The organism is Mesorhizobium sp. KR1-2 (genome assembly GCF_040045035.1).
Classification (GTDB): Bacteria; Pseudomonadota; Alphaproteobacteria; order Rhizobiales; family Rhizobiaceae; genus Pseudaminobacter.
The window spans coordinates 77,871-94,800 of sequence record NZ_JBDZDS010000007.1 but is presented as its reverse complement, the minus strand read 5'-3'; the positions used below and the strand labels follow the sequence as shown (position 1 = coordinate 94,800).

The following is a 16,930-nucleotide window of genomic DNA, read 5'->3' as shown; positions in this document are numbered from 1 at the left end:
CGGACCCCTCCACATCTTGCGCATCTCGGCAATGTCCTGCCAGCTGATGGCCGAACCAAGCCCTACACGCCCAAGACAAACGACAAGGCGAAGGCTTCATACGGACCGCGCTCAGAGAATGGGCCTACGCAAGAGCCTACACGACGTCAGATCGCCGTGGGCCGAGCTGCCTCTCTGGCTGCACCGAAGCCATTGGCACCGCCCGCATGGCAGCCCAAAACCCAAAACACCCATGCCTCGGATTGTCCAAGGACAACCTGTTGAGCCTCCACATCTAAACCGCCGCCGACTGCGGCAGGACGAACGGCGTATTGCCGGCCGGAAGCCGGCCTACCTTCAGGCCGCACTCGAACACTTCCGAAATCAGATCGTCGCTAAGCACTTCCTGCGGGGTTCCGGCCGCCGCCAGCCGCCCGCGATGCATGACGAAGATGCGGTCGGCATACATCGCCGTCAGGTTCAGGTCGTGCAGGATGGCGACCACGCCGCCGCCGCGCAGGGCAAAGTCGCGCGCGATATCCATAATGATCAGCTGGTGCTTGATGTCGAGGCTGGAGACCGGCTCGTCGAGGAACAGATAGCGCGGGTTACCGTCCAGTACCGGCGCCCAGACCTGGCAAAGCACGCGGGCAAGCTGCACGCGCTGCTGTTCGCCGCCTGACAGTTCCTGATAGAAACGGCCGGCAAATCCGTCGAGGTCCACACGCACCAAGGCACGCTCCGGGAGGTTGCGTTCCTCACCTGCCAGCGCGCCGGAGCGGCCGCTCATCAGGCCGAGTTTCACGATCTCATGTACCGTGAACGGAAAGGACAGTGCCGTCGACTGCGGCAGCACGGCGCGCATCGACGCCGTCTCCCACGGCTTCAGGCCAGCCATGTCGCGGTTGTTGATCACGACCCTGCCCGTATACGGAAGATCGCCGGTCAGCGCCTTCAGGAAGGTCGTCTTGCCGGATCCGTTGGGTCCGACAATGGCCGCGATCTCGCCCGGGCGCACCTCGAAATCGACATCGGAGATGATGCGCCTGGAGCCGATGGATACGGAAATATTTTGGGCTTCGATCATGGCCGTCCTCAGAGATCCAGAAGACCGCGCTTGCGCAGCAGGATCCACAGGAAGAACGGGCCGCCGCCGGCTGCCGTGATGATGCCTAAGGGCAGTTCGGCCGGCGCAACGATGGTGCGGCTTATCGCATCCGCGAGCAGCAGCATGGAGGCGCCGAGCAGCGCCGAAGCCGGCAGCAGATAGCGGTTGTCGGGGCCGATGATCAGGCGCAGCAGATGCGGCACTACGATTCCGACGAAGCCGATGCCGCCGCTGACCGCCACCGAGGCGCCGGTGGCCGCGGCGACCGAGACGATAGCGACATTCTTGAACCATTGCACCGGAATGCCGAGATGGTGCGCCGCCGCCTCCCCCAGCGCCAGTGCATTCAGGCCCCGCGCCAAGAAGGGCGAGGCGATCAGCGCCAGCGCGATGATCGGCCCGGCCGCCGCGATCTTGGTCCAGGTGGCGCCCGCGAGCGAGCCGAGCCCCCAGAACGTCAGGTCACGCAGCTGCCGGTCGTCGGCGAGATAGACCATGATGCCGGAAAAGGCGCCGGCCATGGCGCCGAGCGCAATGCCAGCCAGGAGCATTGTGGCGATGGAGGTCTGGCCGCGCCGGGTGGCGACGCGATAGAGGACCAGGGTCGTGGCAAGAGCGCCGGCGAAAGCGGCGAGTGGCAGTGTGTAGATGCCGAGGATCGCCAGCAGAGGTCCGAGCACGGTACCGCCCAGCACGATGACGACGATGGCGCCGAGACCTGCACCCGCGGACACGCCGACAAGGCCCGGATCGGCCAGCGGATTGCGGAACAGCCCCTGCATCACCGCGCCCGACACGGCGAGCGCCGAGCCGATCAGCACGCCAAGAACGACGCGCGGCAGGCGGATGTCATAGACGATGATACGGTCGCGCTCGGACAAAGCCGAGCCGTCCGACATCGACGGAAACAGCCCGTCGCGCACGACGGCCAGCGCCGAGGCGTCTGACGCCCCCGATGCGAGGCTCAGCAGCACGGTCACGCCGAGCAGTACCGCCAGCAGGACGATTGCAAATTTCGCGCGCGCCGAGCGGTCGCCCGCCGACGCGCGCCTTTCCATGTTGCCGACGCTGCCGGCCACGCTGTCAACCACGGTACGCTCAGCCTTTGATCTGGTCGCCATAGAGAGCGGCCGCGAGATCGCGGACGGCGCTTGCCGTGCGCGGTCCGAAGCCCAAAAGATAGCTGCCATCCATGCGGATCAGCTTCTTCGCCTTGCCCGCCGGCGTAGTGGCAAGAGCCGGGTTGGAGAAGACATCGGCATCCGCCGTTGCGAGCGCGCCTGCGCTGTCCATCATCAGGATCATGTCGGGCTTGGCGGTCAGCGCCGCCTCGTCGGTCAGCTGCTTGTAGCCGTTCACGCCTTCCATGGCGTTCACGCCGCCGGCCAGCTTGATGATGCCGTTGGCGGCCGTGTGGTCGCCGGCAGCAAGGATCTTGCCGCCTTCCATGCTGAGGATGAACAGCACGCGCTTGCGCTCGGCCACATTGGCGGTCAGGTCCTCGGCCGCCTTGAGATCGGCGTCTATGGACTTGGCCAGCGTCGCGGCCTTGTCGTCTGCGCCGAGCGTATGGCCGACGATGCGCACCTTGTCGAGAATGCCCTGGTGATCATAGGTCTCGGGCACCTCGATGTAGGTCACGCTCGCCTTCTTGAGCACGTCGATGGCCTCCTTCGGCCCGCTGCCCGCAAGCGCCAGGATGCCGGACGGATTGACCGACAGCACGCCTTCGGGCGACAGCGCACGCATATAGCCGACATCGGGCAGTTTTAGCGCGCTTTCCGGGTAGGTGCTGGTCGAGTCGCGAGCCACCAGCTTGCCCTCCTCGCCCAGCGCATAGACGATCTCGGTGATCGAGCCGCCAACGGCCGCGATGCGGGAGGCATCCGGAAACACGCTCTTGCCCTCCTCGGACTGCGCCACGGCGAGCGAACCGAACGCCAGCGCAATGCCGATCGCGGTAACCCGCATGGAACGGCTGAATATCGACATGCTCTTCATCCTTATGCGGCAGCCGCCGCCGCGCGCGGCAGGCTCTCGGCGACTTCGCGCCACTCGACGCGCTCGTCATGGCCTTCCTTGCGCTTGCCGAAGAACTGGATGACCAGCTCGCCATTGGCGTCATAGGCCTCCAGCGAGGTGACATGGCCGTCCGTGGTGGGCTTGCGGACCACCCAGAGTTCCTGGACGTGGTCGGTCCGGAAATGCAGGTGGAAGGCCTCGTCGAAAATGTTGATCCACGGCCCCATCGGCTTGACGTTCTGGATTGGTCCCGAATGGATCTGGATGCAGCCGTCATTGCCGACGAAGGACATGATCGGCACCTGAGTCTCGACCGACTTGTGCAGCATGGTCGTCAGCGCATCGTTTTCGACCCGCCAGGCATAGTCCTCGCCGACCATGTGCAGCGCCTGTTGGCGGCCGAGCTTCAGCGTGCGCAGCATGCCGAAGAACTGGTGCGTGTCGGTGAGCTTGCTCCAGCGGTCGCGCAGCTCTTCCACCGTCGTGGTCGTTTCCTCGGCGGGAGCCCCGGCAACGTCGATGTCGTCGATGTCGAGGGCGGCACTCTGGTCCTCCGAACGGAGCTTTTCCGACAGCTGCTCATAGGCCTCGACATTGGAGGACGGCCGCAGATGCACCTTGTGCACGGCAGCCCCCGCCTTGTCGAAGAACTGGAAGCTGCGGCGCACATCGTCGCCATCGCGCTTTTCGACCGCAAAGCCGAAGGCCCAGCGCTTGGGGAAGATGCGCAGGTCGATATTCTCGCCCAGCGCCATCGCCGTCTGGTCGCCGGTGACGACCTTGTCGTAGACGCCGATCTTCTCGTGCACGGCGCTCTCGTTGCGGGTCAGCGCCATCACCTCGCCTACCGCCTCCAGGCCGGTCAGCAGATCGTTGACGCGCGGCTCGAGGCGCACGACGCCCTCGCCGATATACGCCGCCACCAGTTCGGCCTCGGAAACGCCGAGCTGGCTGGCGAGATCGCGCTCGCGCATCTTCGGATTTTCGGCTCTCGCCAAACGGATTTCGTGCGGCGCGGGCTTAACGCGAGCATCCATGATTCAGACCCCTTGATACGGAATTACTTGTTGAGAATGAGCTTGCCCTGGCGGGTAATTTTCAAGCGGTAGAGCGATCCGCGATGATCGATGCCGATCTCGTGCTCGCCGGCAAACAACGCGGCGCTCGACACCGTGCGGATGGACATGAGCGGCGATCCTGCCCGCCGCGCCGTTTCCGCGACGGTCTTTTCAGGACGATGGTGAAAAGCATCCTGGTCGTGGCTGCTCATGGTCGTCGGCCCTCTCGTCTGCCGTCTGTCTGTGCCGATTTCGTTGTCCAACGAACTGTGAGTGGACTGCGAAATCAATCTTGACTCAATCAATCATGTTATCTAGTCAACTGCATTACCGGAGTAAACGAGTCAAGTTTTAAATCACTCCGGCACAAACGAAAAATGCCAGCCAGCCTCCAGGCCAGCCCGCATCAGCAGACACTGGAGAATCGTGGGTATGGGGCTTGTGGCGCGGAATATTTTGGTTCTGTCGGGGCTCGACGGAGAAGTGAGATTGAGGCCGGGCTTCGCCCGCTCGGCGGCCCTGATGGCGGGCGTGGCGGCGATCGCACTGGGCGTGGTTTCGGCATCCGCGCAGGAAGCAGACAGCACGGCGGCGACGCAGGAGACGGCTGAGAAGGTCGAACAGAAAAAGAGCGGCGACGGCGCCACGCTGCTAGACAAGATCACGGTCGTCAGCCGCACCGGCGAAAGCGCGATCGATACCATGGCCTCGGTCAGCCATGTCGGTCAGGAGCAGCTTGAGCGCCGCATGGCGACGTCACAGCAGGGCGTCCTGTTCGGCCTGCCCAACGTGGCAGTGCAGACAGACGCCAGCCGCACGGCTTCCAGCGTCAACATTCGCGGCCTGCAGGATTTCGGCCGCGTTCAGGTGATCATCGACGGCGCGCGCCAGGATTTTCAGCGCTCAGGCCATGGCACGCAGTCGAAGTTCTGGCTCGATCCCGAACTGGTCAAGCAGGTCGACGTCATCCGCGGCCCGGTGGCCAACACCTATGGCTCCGGCGCAATCGGCGGCGTGGTCTTCTATGAGACCAAGGATGCCGAGGATTTCCTCCGTCCGGGCGAAAGCTGGGCTGCTTCGGCCACCGGCATGTACGAGACGAACGGCCATGGCTGGACCACCAGCGCCACCGGCGCTTATCGCTTCAATGACGCTGCCGACGTACTCGGCAACATCGTCTATCGCGACTACGGCGACTACAAGGATGGCGGCGGCGATACCGTTCCCGGCACGGCCTTCGACGTGTTGAGCGGCGTGCTCAAGAGCACCATCCGCCCGACGGAAAACAGCGAGCTCAAGCTTGGCTGGGTCGGCGCCAACGACAGCTGGAACGAGGTCAGCGGTGGTTCCCCGGTCTCCGATCTCGACCTGAAGCAGAACACGTTCACCGGTCGTTACAACATCACGGACGAGGGCCAGAGCTGGCTCGACCTCCACATCAACGCCTCCTACAACAAGGCCAAGCTGGACAGGACCTACATCAAGGCCCTCAGCAGCGACGAGTTCGACCCCGTGACAGGCCTGCCGACCATCATTCCGGCGGGTTCGCAGACGAACTACGATCTCGGCACCTGGAGCTTCGACATCTGGAACACGTCTCGCTTCGAAACGGGCGCGCTTCAGCACGAGATGACCTATGGCGGCGACTGGGTAAGCGACGATGTCGTCACGCGGGACCCCAGCGGCAGCATGGACACCTACACGCCCTCGGGCAAACGGCGTGTCAGCGGCGCCTATGTCCAGGACAAGATAAGCTGGGAATGGCTCGAGGTGCTCGCCGGGCTACGGTATGACAGCTACAAGCTCGACAGCGAGTCAGCGAACAATTCCGGCAACCGGCTGTCGCCACGCATCACCGTGGGCGTTTCGCCATTCCAGACGGCGGCGCTCGAGGGCCTGCAGCTCTACGGCACCTACGCCGAAGGCTACCGCTCGCCATCCATCACGGAAACGCTGATGAACGGCATGCACCCCACCGGAGCGACATTCCCGTTCCTGCCCAATCCCGACCTCAAGCCGGAAACGGGCAAGACCTGGGAACTCGGCGCTAACTATCGAACGGACGGCGTGATCCAGCCCGACGATGCGCTCCGCATCAAGGCGGCCTATTTCAACAACGATGTCGATAACTACATCGGTAGCACCACGATCGTGTCGTTCACGGACACGACCGGCCTTTGCCCGGTTCGGTGGGATCTCCTGATGAACCCGGACGTGGAATACGCGCCGATCTGCTCGCAGTATCAGAACTACGCCAACGCCAAGATCAGGGGCTTCGAGCTGGAGGCAGTCTATGATGCGGCCTGGGGCTTCGTGGGGCTGTCGGCTTCAACCATCAACGGCTACACCGTGTCTTATGCCGGCGTTCGCGAGGACCTGACCACCATCCCCTCCTCGCAGGTGACCGGGCAGCTCGGACTACGCTTCCTGGAAGACAGGCTGATGATCGGCGGCGAGGTGCAGTACAACGGCGCGCCGAAGGGCAACAAGTTTGCCGATGACTACACGCTGGTCAACGCCTTCGCCACCTACAAGGCGACGGACAATCTCAACGTAAACTTCCGCGTGGACAACATTTTCGACGCCAAAAACGTGAACCCGCTCAACGCCAACACGACGACGCCTGTCTACGAGCCCGGCGTGACACTCAAGCTGGCCGCAACCATGCGTTTCGGAGGCTGAGCCATGTTTGGGCGGCAACAATCCTCGGGAGTATGCCTGCTTCGACTTTGCCGCCGTGGCAGGAGCGGATGCGGCATGCCTGCGCGAGCTTAAGACCACTACAAGAACCGGCATTGCTTTTGGCATGTAGGGCCATGAGGTTGGAAATGGCACTGGCTTCTGCTTTCGCGCGAGACACGGCGGCTTGGCCACCGCCCGGTTTTCAGGCGCTGCGTCGCCGTTTGGGTGAGCCCAGCTTGATTCTCCCCTTGGGTCCGCTGTGGCCGTGCAGCTGCGAAAATCCGGAACCGCAATACGAATTGACTGCGGACCCTGCGCTCGATTACCGCCCGGCGGAGCCGCTCGACATTGCCCCCACGATGCCAAAGGCGCAGCGAAGCAGATGGTCGGGCGCAACTATCGTAGCGTCCATCGCCTTTCATGCAGCAGCATCGCTGTGTTTCATGGCCATCAAGGATGACGGCGTACTAATCGCCGGCGCTGACAATGCCGGAATTGCCATGTTCGGCAACGCAGCCGAAAACCTACGGGCAGCCGGCGATAGCGCCGACGATGGCACGCCCGTGACGAATGTCACGTTGGTGACAATGCCCGACCCCACCCAGGTGCAAAACGTGGAAGCGCAGACTGCGGCCGAGGCTCCTTCCATCCGGCCGGTTGACGCGCCGGCAGTGGAGACAGCGGTCAACGAGATGCCGGCGCCAACCGAACAGGCGACCGAGCGGCCGAAACCACCAGCGGCCGAGCCCTATCGCTCCGAAGCCGCAGCAGAAGAAGTCCTGCCGGCCGAGCCTGCGGCGCCGATCCTCGCCGCAGAGGCCGCCGAGCCGGTGGAAGAGGCGGCGGTGAAACAGCCATCGGCCGTCGCCCCGCGGCACGAACCTGCCGAAAAGCCCGAAGAGGTTCCCCCCTTGCAGCAGCCCAGGCCTGAGCCGCTGGCAAGACCATCCCAGGCCGAGAAGACCGAGCCGCGAAAGGTGACCGCGGCTGGTTCCCAAAAGCGCGCCGAGAAGCCCGCCGAAAGACCAGCGCTGGCCAGGTCGGAGCGGAGTTCCGGCTCCCGCGGCAACGCCGCCCTCGATGCGCGACGAGGCAAGGCGGACGGCCAGAAGAACGGCAGCGACGGAATTGCCAGCAATGGCGGCACCACCGGCGTGGGCAACGCTGCCGTCTCGAATTACTCCGGCAAGATCGTTGCCAAGCTGCGTCAAGCGCTTCGCTATCCCGCCCAAGCACGGCGACAGGGCGTCCACGGGGAAACTCTCGTCAGCTTCGTCGTGGCCGCCGACGGCCGTGTCAGTTCGATCCGCATGGTCGGGAGCTCCGGTTCTACCGTGCTCGACAAGGCCGCGCTGGATGCAGTGCGGCGCGCTGCTCCCTTCCCGCCCATTCCTGAGGCGGCCGGGCGATCGAGCTGGAACTTCACCGTACCGCTCGCCTTCAACCGCACCAGGTGAACCAACTTCCATGACCTGAACTCGGGCCCAGTTTGAAAGGATAGATGCATGTACATCGCAATGAACCCCTCCAAGGTGCAGAAGGGCTTGCCTACATGGAGGCAAAGTCGTTCCCATTAGCCGAGCGCCGCATGGCTATCGACAGCGAGGCGGCGACCGAGGAGATCTTTGCCGGCGCCCTGAGACGCGGCGTCGAAAGCGGCGCTTTCGAGGTCGCCGACATCGAACTGGCGGCCTCGCTGATCAAGCCGCTGCTGCAGGACTGGTATGTGAAGCGCGCCAAATACCGCCGCCGCGAGGCCGAGCCTTCGAAAGCTGACAAGACGCGGTCTGCGCGGCGTCAAGCTCGTCGTCTCCGATGCTCACGAAGGCATCAAGGCCGCCATTTCCAAGGCTCTATCGGCCACTTGGCAGAGGTGCCGGGTCCACTTCATGCGCAATGCCCTGGCCCATGCCGGCAAGAGCGGGCGGCGCGTCGTCTCAGCCTTCATCGCAACAGCCGTCGCCCAGGACACGCCGGAGGCCGCCAGCCCCACTTGCCAGGCGGTTGAATTGTTCGAGCAGCGGCGGTGACAAATGCACTGACATCGCCATGGCGAGGATCAGCCGAGCCGCAGCGCAACGACGCCCGCCACGATGAACATAGCCGCGGCCGCCCGCCACAGCGTCGCTGTCTCGCGCAGGGCGAAGACCGAGATCATCATGGCGAACAGGATGGACGTTTCGCGGAGCGCCGCCACCGAGGCGATCGGGGCTCGCGTCATTGCCCACATGGCGATCCAGTAGGATGCGGCGCCGAGCAGTCCGGTGACGATGCCGGTCTTCCACTCCGGCAGCATGGCGGCGAGCACGCGGCTGCCGCGCAGATAAAGGCAGAGCGCCAGCGTCCACAGCGCGTCGGTGGCGAACAGCCAGACGGCGTAGCTCGAGGCGGTCGAAGCCAGCCGCGCCCCACTGCCGTCCGTCAGCGTGTAGCCGGCAACGCATACGGAAGTGATGAGCGCGAATCCTACCGATCGCCGGTCAAATACGCCGACCTTCCTGCCGCCGCGCAGCGACATCAGAAGCGTGCCGGCGCTGAGCAGAACGATACCGGCGATGGCGATCTGCGGCGGGAACTCCTTGATGAGGAGGATACCGCCGATCGTGGTGAGCAGCGGCGCCGCACCGCGGGCGAGCGGATAGGCCTGGGCCAGATCTCCCGTCTCGTAGGCTCGGATCAGGAACAGCCGGTAGAGGGTGTGGATGGCTGTCGACAGCACGATCCAGGTCCACACTTCCCTCTGTGGGAAATCGACCGCCAGCATCGCGGGAGTGGCGGCGACGCCCATGCCGATCGTCATCAGGGAAATCGACAGGAAGCGGTCCAGCCGGACCTTTATCAGCGCGTTCCAGACGGCATGCATGGCGGCGGCGCCTAGGACGGCAAGGAAGACGGAAAGGGTCATGCTTGGTTCACCGCTCCGGAGTCTGGCCGCCGTCAGGCGTCTCGAGGTCGATTTCGATCCACAGCGGATGGTGGTCCGACGCGATCACTGCATTGTCGGCATGCACGGTCCGCACCCGCGATGCCAGCCTGGAGCTGACGAAGCAGTGGTCGAGCTGGCGCTTGCGTGTTGCGCCGTCGATCACTTTGACATGGGTGTGGAGGCCATCGGGCCGGCGACCGGAAGCGGCGGCGGCATCGACGAAGCCGTCGAGATAGGCCGCCCCGCGATGGTAGGGATTGTCGCCGACGATGCGGTGGTATTCGGCGCTGCCCGGCTCCATATTGAAATCGCCCATCCAGATCGCGTCGAGCGGGCTTTCGGGCTCGGCCTCGCCATGCGTCCAGTCGCGCGACGGCTCATCGTCCACGCCGCTCCACGGTCCGCCCTCGAAGGGGACGCGGCGGTGGCGGCCGAGAAGATAGTCGATCTGTTCAAGCCGCTCGTCGGCGCCGATATGGGCGAGGTGCAGCGAGAAGAATCGTATCGGCCCGCACGGCGTGCGGATCAGGCATTCGAGCGCCGGATTCTGCGTGTTGAGCGGGGTGACCGTGCGTCGCATTGGCAAGAGGTGCAGCCGCGACCAGGCGATCGGAAGCCGCGACAGGATCATCGTGCCGAATTGCCGCCGTCGGCTGATGATGCGGCCGTTCTCGCGGAAGCTCGCGTCCATGTCGAAGGCCGGCCCGTAGACGAAATGGTGGTCGGGCAAAAGGCGCGACAGGATTTCCGGCTGGTCGTCGTAGCTGGTTCGGCGCCAGTGGCGCTCGACTTCCTGGAGCGCGATGACATCGGCGTCGGCCACCACGTGCGCGGCGCGCTCAAGGTCGTAACGGCCGTCAACTCCGAAGCCGTACTGGATGTTGTAGCTGACAAGCTTCAAGAAAATGTCCTCCCCCGCTCGCAGTAGACGCGTCAATCCGCCGTTGCAATGAGCGCGGGAGCTAAGTTGATTGGGCCACGTAAGGTACAAAGGTACGGGACAGAGGAACTGAGGTTATTCGAGTATACGTGCCCGCGCCAAGTTCATTTTTGCTTTCCACTTGACCTAAAAACGCCAACCAGAGAAGTATAATGTCATTACTTTCTGCAATGGAGGGACAGATGTCTGACGAACTGAACCACCTCGCCCTGCGGATGGCGAAGGGCGCCTTGTCGCGCCGCGATTTTCTGGGGCGCGCGGCTGCGCTTGGCGTATCGGCGATCGCAGCCAATACAGTGGCCGGAAAGGCGCTGGCACAGACACCTGTGCGGGGCGGCATCCTCAAGGCAGGACTGCAGGGCGGCGAATCCAGCAATAGCCTCGACCCCGCGCTCAATCTCAGCCAGGTCACCTTCTCCTTCTGCAAGCAGTGGGGCGAGTTCATTGCCCGCCTGACACCCGAGGGCAGGCTGGAAAACCTGATCGCCGAGGAGATCGGCGCCTCCAAGGACGTCAAGACCTGGACGATCAAGGTGCGCGACGGCATCGAATTCCACAACGGCAAGACAGTAACCGCCGAAGACGTCGCGGCCACCCTCGAAAGGCACAGCGACGAGAAATCGAAGTCGGGAGCGCTCGGCATCCTCAAAAACATCAAGGGGATCAAGGCCGCCGGCAAGGAGGTAATCGTCACGCTCGCCGACCCCGACGCAGACTTTCCCTACCTGATGGCCGACTATCACCTCGTCATCCAGCCGAACGGCGGCCGGGATGACCCCAATGCCGGCATCAGCGCCGGCCCCTACAAGGTGACCGTCAACCAGCCGGGCGTGCGCCACGGCGGTGAACGCTTCGCCAATTATTGGCGCGGCGACAGGGCCGGTCATGCCGATCAGGTGGAAATCGTCGTTATCAACGACGCTACCGCGCGGCTGGCGGCCCTTCAGGGCGGACAGGTACACTTCATCAACCGCGTCGAGCCGAAGGTGGTGGATCTAGTCAAGCGCGTGCCGGGCGTAACGATCGAGAACGTCTCGGGCAAGGGCTATTACCCGTTCAACATATTCTGCGACACCGCGCCTTTCGACAACAACGACCTTCGCATGGCGCTGAAACTGGCCATGGACCGCGAAGAACTGTTGGCGAAGATCCTGCGCGGCTACGGTTCGGTCGGCAACGACTTCCCGATCAACGAAGCCTATCCGCTGTTCTCCGACGACATTGAGCAGCGCAAGTTCGACCCGGAAAAGGCGGCTGCGCTCTATAAAAAATCGGGCCATTCCGGCTCGATCCTTCTTCGCACCTCTGACGTCGCCTTCCCCGGTGCGGTCGACGCGGCGCAGCTCTATCAGCAGAGCTGCGCCAAGGCCGGCATCAAGATCGAGATCAAGCGCGAACCAGGCGACGGCTACTGGTCGGAAGTTTGGAACAAGAAGCCCTTCTCGCTCTCCTACTGGGGTGGCCGCGCCACGCAGGACCAGATGTACTCCACAGGCTACATCTCGACGGCCGACTGGAACGACACGCGCTACAAGGACCCGAAATTCGATCAGATGCTGTATGCCGCGCGCGGCGAACTGGACCAGGATAAGCGCAAGGCGATCTACCGCGACATGGCGATGCTGATCCGCGACGAGGGCGGGCTGATCGTGCCGTTCTTCAACCAGTTCATCGACGCGGCAGCCACCGACAAGGTCGGCGGCTACATCAAGAGCCCCCAGGGCGAGATGATGGATGGCTACGCGCTGGCCGAATGCTGGCTGAAGGCCTGACCCCGCGACCCATAAGGGCTGCCGGACAATCCGGCAGCCCTTTCATCCCCTATCCAACAACACTAGACAGACGGAGCCGCCGATGGCGCTCAAATCCAAGCTGTTGCTCATCATTCTTGACGGCGTGCCCTATCGCAACTGGCGCCGGTTGATGGGCAATCTCGAGGGCTGGGTCCAGTCGGGCGACGCGCGCGTGTGGAAAATGCGCTCCGTGCTGCCCTCCACTTCGGCCTGCTGCTATGCTTCGATCCATACCGGCACGCCGCCGCAGGTGCACGGCATCCTCTCCAACGAGAACCGCTTTCGGGTCGGTCAGCCCGACCTGTTTTCAGAAATATCCAAGGCCGCCGGCAAGACCGGCGCGGTGACACATTCCTACTGGTCGGAATTCTTCAACCGCTATCCCTTCGACCCCGTTGAGGACATGGAGTATGACGAGCCCGGCGGGCCTATCACCCATGGCCGTATCCACACCATGACTGGCTACAACAACAAGAACCAGATGACGCCGAGCGATGTCGACCTCTTCGCCACGCTGACCATGCTGACCAAGCGCCACGGCATCGACTACGGCATCCTGCACACCTGCACGCTGGATTCCATGGGCCACCGCTATGGCCACGACTGCATGGAGATGGACCATGCCTGCTCCGCCATGGACGCTATGCTGGCGGCGTTCCTGCCGAAATGGCTCGAAGCCGGTTATGAAGTGATGGTCACCGCCGACCATGGTCAGACCGACCGTGGCCACCATGGCGGGCGCGAGGAAGACCAGCAGGATTTCGCGCTCTATTATTTCGGCAAGGGCGAAGGACCGGGAAGCGGGGCCTTGCTCGACCAGTTGCAGCTTGCACCGACGGTGCTTAGCCGGCTCGGCGTGGAGATTCCGGGGTCGATGAAGGCGAAGCCCTTTCTGAGGTAAAACGTGGCCGCAAAAATGAAAGCGCTAGCCCATCCTATGCACGAAGATGCCTCAGGTTCGATGGTGAGCAGTAGCTAGATGGAAATCCATGGGTTGTGCTGCAACGTTTTGAATGCCGGCACTGTGGCAAGGAGAGCTTCTGACATGTTCGGAGGATTGAATGTTCAAGGGCCGCCAGTTCGACGCGTCAGCGATCCTGCTTTGTGCGCGCTGAAAACAGCGCCGTCCCCGATTACGATTTTGCGGCGCCTGCTAGCGTGATCAATGAGATTGAGGTCGGTGGAAAGCCGGTGACCTGAGCTGCAGAGTATAGCCCGCAGATCCTGGCACATGCTGCGGCTGGCGGCCAGACGCAGGCCTTGTCCGGGCTGGGCAAGCTCTACATCGGCTGAGGTCATCTTTTGCCCTGGCAAATTCCAGAGGCTCAGTCGATCCTGTAGGGCACGGCCCCGCGCAGATTGTGGTCGATCACCAGCCGCCGCTTCAGCGGCGGCACGGCGCGTTGCTGGCAGTTGGTGCGTTCGCAGATACGGCAGGAAATGCCTATGGGGTCGAAGGCAGCACGGTTTCCGAGGTCGAGATTGTCAGCATAGACGAAGTCTCCGGCATGGGCGATCTCGCAGCCCAGCGCGATGGCATAGCGCCGCTGCGGCGCGTTGAAGCCGCCGCCGCCCTTGGTAAGCTCGGTTGCCACGCACAGATAACGTACCCCATCCGGCGTCTCGGCAAGCTGCCTTATGGTGCGGCCGGGCGTCTCGAAGGCTTCATGGACGTTCCAGAGCGGGCAGGCCGCCCCGAAACGGGCGAACTGCAGCTTGGCCGCGCTGTGACGCTTGGTGATGTTGCCGGCCCGGTCGATGCGGGCAAAGAAGATCGGCACGCCCTTGGCGCCGGGCCGCTGCAGCGTGCTCAGGCGATGCGCCACTTGCTCGATGCTCGCCCCAAAGCGGGCGGCGAGAAGCTCCAGGTCGTGGCGCAGCTCCTTCGCCGCGGTCATGAAGGGCTGGTAGGGCAGCATCAGCGCCCCGGCGAAATAGTTGCGCAGTCCGATCCTGCAGATTTCCGAGGCTTCCGCCGTGCGGAAGCCGGCACGCCGCACGATCGCGTTCACCTGCGCCTCCATCTCCAGCTCCGCGATCTGGAACGCCATCTGGAACGAGCGCGTGGCGACTGGCGAATAGGGGCTGAGGAACAGCACGCGCGACTGCGGGTCGAAGCGGCGGATGATGTCGTCGTTCGGCGCAGCCCGCACGATCCGTACCCTGTGGCGGGTTTCCATATAGACGGGGAGGGCGACGCTCGCTTCGCGCTCGGGCAGGCCGAGTTCCGCCGCGAGCTTTTCTGCGGCGATGTCCAACTCGTGGATGTAGTTGTCGACGAAGTGGAAGAAGTCGCGAACCTCCTCATAGGGAGTCGGCTCGGCCGATGAGACGGTACGGCCGAAGCGGTCGTCCAGGCTGGCAAGTTGCTCGCTGTTGCGCCGATAGGCCTGATGGCAGGCGAGCAGCGCATGAGCCAGCGCCGGCGCGTTCTGGGTGATCAGCTTCAGGTCCTGAAGGCTCGGCCGATAATTGTCGAAGACCGGATCGGCCAGGGCCTCGGTCACGGCCGAAAGCAGCCTGTCGTCGTCGCCCAGCGAGATCGAGCCGATGTCGATCTGGAAATTTTCCGCCAGCGCCAGAAGCACGGCCGCCGAAACGGGCCGCTGGTTGTTCTCGATCTGGTTGAGATAGCTGGTGGAGATGCCGATGCGCTCGGCGAAGGCCGCCTGCGTGGCTTTTTGGGTTTCGCGGATTTCCCGGATTTTTCGACCGACAAAGAGTTTTCGTGGTGCCATTTTCGCAAATACGCATTTTGCAATTGACGGTTTCATACATTACGCAACCGTACTCTTTCAACCGTTCCCGCAGTTCAGGCCCCGATTTAAACAGCGTCGTTGCGGCCTTGTCGCCGCGATTTGTTTGCGAAGGGGAGAACACCATGCGCGCCGTGCTCGAACAGCTCGAAGCCCGCCGCCAGCAGGCGCGTCTGGGCGGTGGCGAACGGCGCATCGCCGCCCAGCACGCCAAGGGCAAACTGACGGCGCGCGAGCGCCTCGACGTGCTACTCGATGAGGGCTCGTTCGAGGAATACGACATGTATGTCACCCACCGCGCCACCGATTTCGGCATGGCCGAGCAGAAGGTGGCGGGCGACGGCGTCGTCACCGGCTGGGGCACCATCAATGGCCGGCTGGTCTATGTCTTTTCGCAGGATTTCACTGTGCTCGGCGGCTCTCTGTCGGAGACGCACGCGCAGAAGATCTGCAAGATCATGGACATGGCGGTGAAGAACGGCGCGCCGGTGATCGGCCTCAACGACAGCGGCGGCGCGCGCATCCAGGAGGGCGTTGCCTCGCTCGCCGGCTATGCCGATGTCTTCAAGCGCAACGCCGAGGCTTCCGGCGTCATCCCGCAGATCTCGGTCATCATGGGTCCGTGCGCCGGCGGCGCGGTCTATTCGCCGGCGCTCACCGACTTCATCTTCATGGTGCGCGACACCTCCTACATGTTCGTGACCGGCCCCGACGTGGTGAAGACCGTCACCAACGAGATCGTGACCGCCGAAGAGCTGGGCGGCGCCCGCACCCATACCAGCAAATCCTCGGTCGCCGACGGCGCCTATGACAACGACATCGAGACGCTGGAGCAGGTCCGCGCCCTGTTCGACTTCCTGCCGCTCAACAACCGCGACAAGCCGCCGGTCCGGCCCTTCCACGACGACCCGGCGCGGCTGGACATGCGCCTCGACACGCTGGTGCCCGACAGCGCGACAAAGCCTTACGACATGATGGAGCTGATCACGGCAATCGCCGACGAGGGCGACTTCTTCGAGATCCAGGAAGCCTTCGCCAGAAATATCATTACCGGCTTCATGCGCATCGAGGGCCAGAGCGTCGGCGTCGTCGCCAACCAGCCGCTGGTGCTCGCCGGCTGCCTCGACATCGACGCCTCGCGCAAGGCCGCGCGCTTCGTGCGCTTCTGCGATGCCTTCTCGATCCCGATCCTGACGCTGGTCGACGTGCCCGGCTTCCTGCCCGGCACGGCGCAGGAATACGGCGGCGTCATCAAGCACGGCGCCAAGCTCTTGTTCGCCTATAGCCAGGCGACCGTGCCGATGGTGACGCTGATCACCAGAAAAGCCTATGGCGGCGCCTACGACGTCATGGCCTCCAAGCACATCGGCGCCGACGTCAACTATGCGTGGCCGACGGCGGAGATCGCGGTGATGGGCGCCAAGGGCGCCGCCGAGATACTCTACCGTTCCGAACTCGACGATCCGGCCCAGATCGCCGCCCGCACCCGGGCCTATGAAGAGCGCTTCGCCAATCCCTTCGTTGCCGCCGAGCGCGGCTTCATCGACGAGGTGATCATGCCGCACTCCTCGCGCCGGCGCATCGCTCGCGCCTTTGCCGCCCTGCGCGGCAAGAGCGTGGACACGCGCTGGAAGAAGCACGACACGATGCCTTTGTGAGCAGGTCG

General features: G+C 63.7%; 13 protein-coding genes and 3 pseudogenes. 8 read left to right on the top strand and 8 right to left on the bottom strand.

Going from position 1 to position 16,930, the window contains the following annotated elements; translation table 11 throughout:
• Window positions 1-51: 51 nt before the first annotated feature.
• A pseudogene (locus tag ABLE85_RS15315) lies at window positions 52-278 on the top strand (integrase core domain-containing protein); the annotation flags it as partial.
• Here the strand turns inward: ABLE85_RS15315 and ABLE85_RS15310 are convergent.
• From ABLE85_RS15310 to hemP, 5 genes are read right to left on the bottom strand one after another with little or no spacing between them, the layout of a single operon-like run.
• Entirely contained in the window at window positions 275-1,066 is a 792-nt protein-coding gene (locus ABLE85_RS15310) for a heme ABC transporter ATP-binding protein (protein WP_348793583.1), read from the bottom strand. The pseudogene ABLE85_RS15315 and the gene ABLE85_RS15310 sit on opposite strands and share 4 nt — an antisense overlap.
• 8 nt (window positions 1,067-1,074) lie before the next feature.
• Window positions 1,075-2,145 carry an iron ABC transporter permease gene (locus ABLE85_RS15305; RefSeq protein ID WP_348793738.1) on the bottom strand — a complete coding sequence of 357 codons (1,071 nt, stop codon included), beginning with the start codon at window positions 2,143-2,145 and terminating at the stop codon, window positions 1,075-1,077.
• A 40-nt stretch (window positions 2,146-2,185) separates the two neighbouring features.
• Window positions 2,186-3,079: an ABC transporter substrate-binding protein gene (locus tag ABLE85_RS15300; RefSeq protein ID WP_348793582.1), complete on the bottom strand. Its 894-nt coding sequence runs from the start codon at window positions 3,077-3,079 to the stop codon at window positions 2,186-2,188.
• 11 nt (window positions 3,080-3,090) lie between these two features.
• The gene (locus ABLE85_RS15295; protein WP_348793581.1) at window positions 3,091-4,146 is read right to left on the bottom strand and encodes a ChuX/HutX family heme-like substrate-binding protein; all 1,056 of its coding nucleotides are present in this window, start codon (window positions 4,144-4,146) and stop codon (window positions 3,091-3,093) included.
• 23 nt (window positions 4,147-4,169) lie between these two features.
• Window positions 4,170-4,379, bottom strand: coding sequence for a hemin uptake protein HemP (gene hemP, locus ABLE85_RS15290; protein ID WP_348793737.1), 210 nt, complete (start codon window positions 4,377-4,379; stop codon window positions 4,170-4,172).
• Between the two features lie 220 nt (window positions 4,380-4,599).
• On the opposite strand from hemP, the gene ABLE85_RS15285 reads away from it, so the two are divergent.
• The 4 genes and pseudogenes from ABLE85_RS15285 to ABLE85_RS15270 all read left to right on the top strand — a co-directional run.
• Window positions 4,600-6,849: a TonB-dependent hemoglobin/transferrin/lactoferrin family receptor gene (locus tag ABLE85_RS15285; RefSeq protein WP_348793736.1), complete on the top strand. Its 2,250-nt coding sequence runs from the start codon at window positions 4,600-4,602 to the stop codon at window positions 6,847-6,849.
• A gap of 146 nt (window positions 6,850-6,995) precedes the next feature.
• The gene (locus tag ABLE85_RS15280) at window positions 6,996-8,306 is read left to right on the top strand and encodes a TonB family protein (RefSeq protein WP_348793735.1); all 1,311 of its coding nucleotides are present in this window, start codon (window positions 6,996-6,998) and stop codon (window positions 8,304-8,306) included.
• Window positions 8,307-8,350: 44 nt separating this feature from the next.
• Window positions 8,351-8,587, top strand: a pseudogene (locus ABLE85_RS15275) (TetR/AcrR family transcriptional regulator); the annotation flags it as partial.
• A gap of 25 nt (window positions 8,588-8,612) precedes the next feature.
• A pseudogene (locus ABLE85_RS15270) lies at window positions 8,613-8,834 on the top strand (transposase); the annotation flags it as partial.
• Window positions 8,835-8,908: 74 nt separating this feature from the next.
• Here ABLE85_RS15270 and ABLE85_RS15265 read toward each other — a convergent pair.
• The gene (locus ABLE85_RS15265) at window positions 8,909-9,754 is read right to left on the bottom strand and encodes an EamA family transporter (protein ID WP_348793580.1); all 846 of its coding nucleotides are present in this window, start codon (window positions 9,752-9,754) and stop codon (window positions 8,909-8,911) included.
• Between the two features lie 7 nt (window positions 9,755-9,761).
• Window positions 9,762-10,676, bottom strand: a complete 915-nt coding sequence (locus tag ABLE85_RS15260; protein ID WP_348793579.1) for an endonuclease/exonuclease/phosphatase family protein — start codon at window positions 10,674-10,676, stop codon at window positions 9,762-9,764.
• A gap of 221 nt (window positions 10,677-10,897) precedes the next feature.
• On the opposite strand from ABLE85_RS15260, the gene ABLE85_RS15255 reads away from it, so the two are divergent.
• Both ABLE85_RS15255 and ABLE85_RS15250 read left to right on the top strand, forming a co-directional pair.
• The gene (locus tag ABLE85_RS15255; RefSeq protein ID WP_348793578.1) at window positions 10,898-12,487 is read left to right on the top strand and encodes an ABC transporter substrate-binding protein; all 1,590 of its coding nucleotides are present in this window, start codon (window positions 10,898-10,900) and stop codon (window positions 12,485-12,487) included.
• A gap of 82 nt (window positions 12,488-12,569) precedes the next feature.
• Window positions 12,570-13,409, top strand: a complete 840-nt coding sequence (locus tag ABLE85_RS15250; protein ID WP_348793577.1) for an alkaline phosphatase family protein — start codon at window positions 12,570-12,572, stop codon at window positions 13,407-13,409.
• 424 nt (window positions 13,410-13,833) lie between these two features.
• Here ABLE85_RS15250 and ABLE85_RS15245 read toward each other — a convergent pair whose 3' ends face one another.
• Window positions 13,834-15,246 (bottom strand): short-chain fatty acyl-CoA regulator family protein, encoded by a 1,413-nt coding sequence (locus ABLE85_RS15245; RefSeq protein WP_348793576.1) that lies wholly within the window; start codon window positions 15,244-15,246, stop codon window positions 13,834-13,836.
• A gap of 143 nt (window positions 15,247-15,389) precedes the next feature.
• Here ABLE85_RS15245 and ABLE85_RS15240 point away from each other — a divergent pair, with 143 nt between their 5' ends.
• The gene (locus ABLE85_RS15240) at window positions 15,390-16,922 is read left to right on the top strand and encodes an acyl-CoA carboxylase subunit beta (RefSeq protein WP_348793575.1); all 1,533 of its coding nucleotides are present in this window, start codon (window positions 15,390-15,392) and stop codon (window positions 16,920-16,922) included.
• Window positions 16,923-16,930 lie beyond the last annotated feature (8 nt).

Excerpts from the sequence above, each read along its gene's own strand:
- ABLE85_RS15310 (WP_348793583.1), bottom strand. The coding sequence starts at position 1,066 with ATGATCGAAGCCCAAAATATTTCCGTATCCATCGGCTCCAGGCGCATC.
- ABLE85_RS15305 (WP_348793738.1), bottom strand. The coding sequence starts at position 2,145 with ATGGAAAGGCGCGCGTCGGCGGGCGACCGCTCGGCGCGCGCGAAATTT.
- ABLE85_RS15300 (WP_348793582.1), bottom strand. The coding sequence starts at position 3,079 with ATGTCGATATTCAGCCGTTCCATGCGGGTTACCGCGATCGGCATTGCG.
- ABLE85_RS15295 (WP_348793581.1), bottom strand. The coding sequence starts at position 4,146 with ATGGATGCTCGCGTTAAGCCCGCGCCGCACGAAATCCGTTTGGCGAGA.
- hemP (WP_348793737.1), bottom strand. The coding sequence starts at position 4,379 with ATGAGCAGCCACGACCAGGATGCTTTTCACCATCGTCCTGAAAAGACC.
- ABLE85_RS15285 (WP_348793736.1), top strand. The coding sequence starts at position 4,600 with ATGGGGCTTGTGGCGCGGAATATTTTGGTTCTGTCGGGGCTCGACGGA.
- ABLE85_RS15280 (WP_348793735.1), top strand. The coding sequence starts at position 6,996 with ATGGCACTGGCTTCTGCTTTCGCGCGAGACACGGCGGCTTGGCCACCG.
- ABLE85_RS15265 (WP_348793580.1), bottom strand. The coding sequence starts at position 9,754 with ATGACCCTTTCCGTCTTCCTTGCCGTCCTAGGCGCCGCCGCCATGCAT.
- ABLE85_RS15255 (WP_348793578.1), top strand. The coding sequence starts at position 10,898 with ATGTCTGACGAACTGAACCACCTCGCCCTGCGGATGGCGAAGGGCGCC.
- ABLE85_RS15250 (WP_348793577.1), top strand. The coding sequence starts at position 12,570 with ATGGCGCTCAAATCCAAGCTGTTGCTCATCATTCTTGACGGCGTGCCC.
- ABLE85_RS15245 (WP_348793576.1), bottom strand. The coding sequence starts at position 15,246 with ATGGCACCACGAAAACTCTTTGTCGGTCGAAAAATCCGGGAAATCCGC.
- ABLE85_RS15240 (WP_348793575.1), top strand. The coding sequence starts at position 15,390 with ATGCGCGCCGTGCTCGAACAGCTCGAAGCCCGCCGCCAGCAGGCGCGT.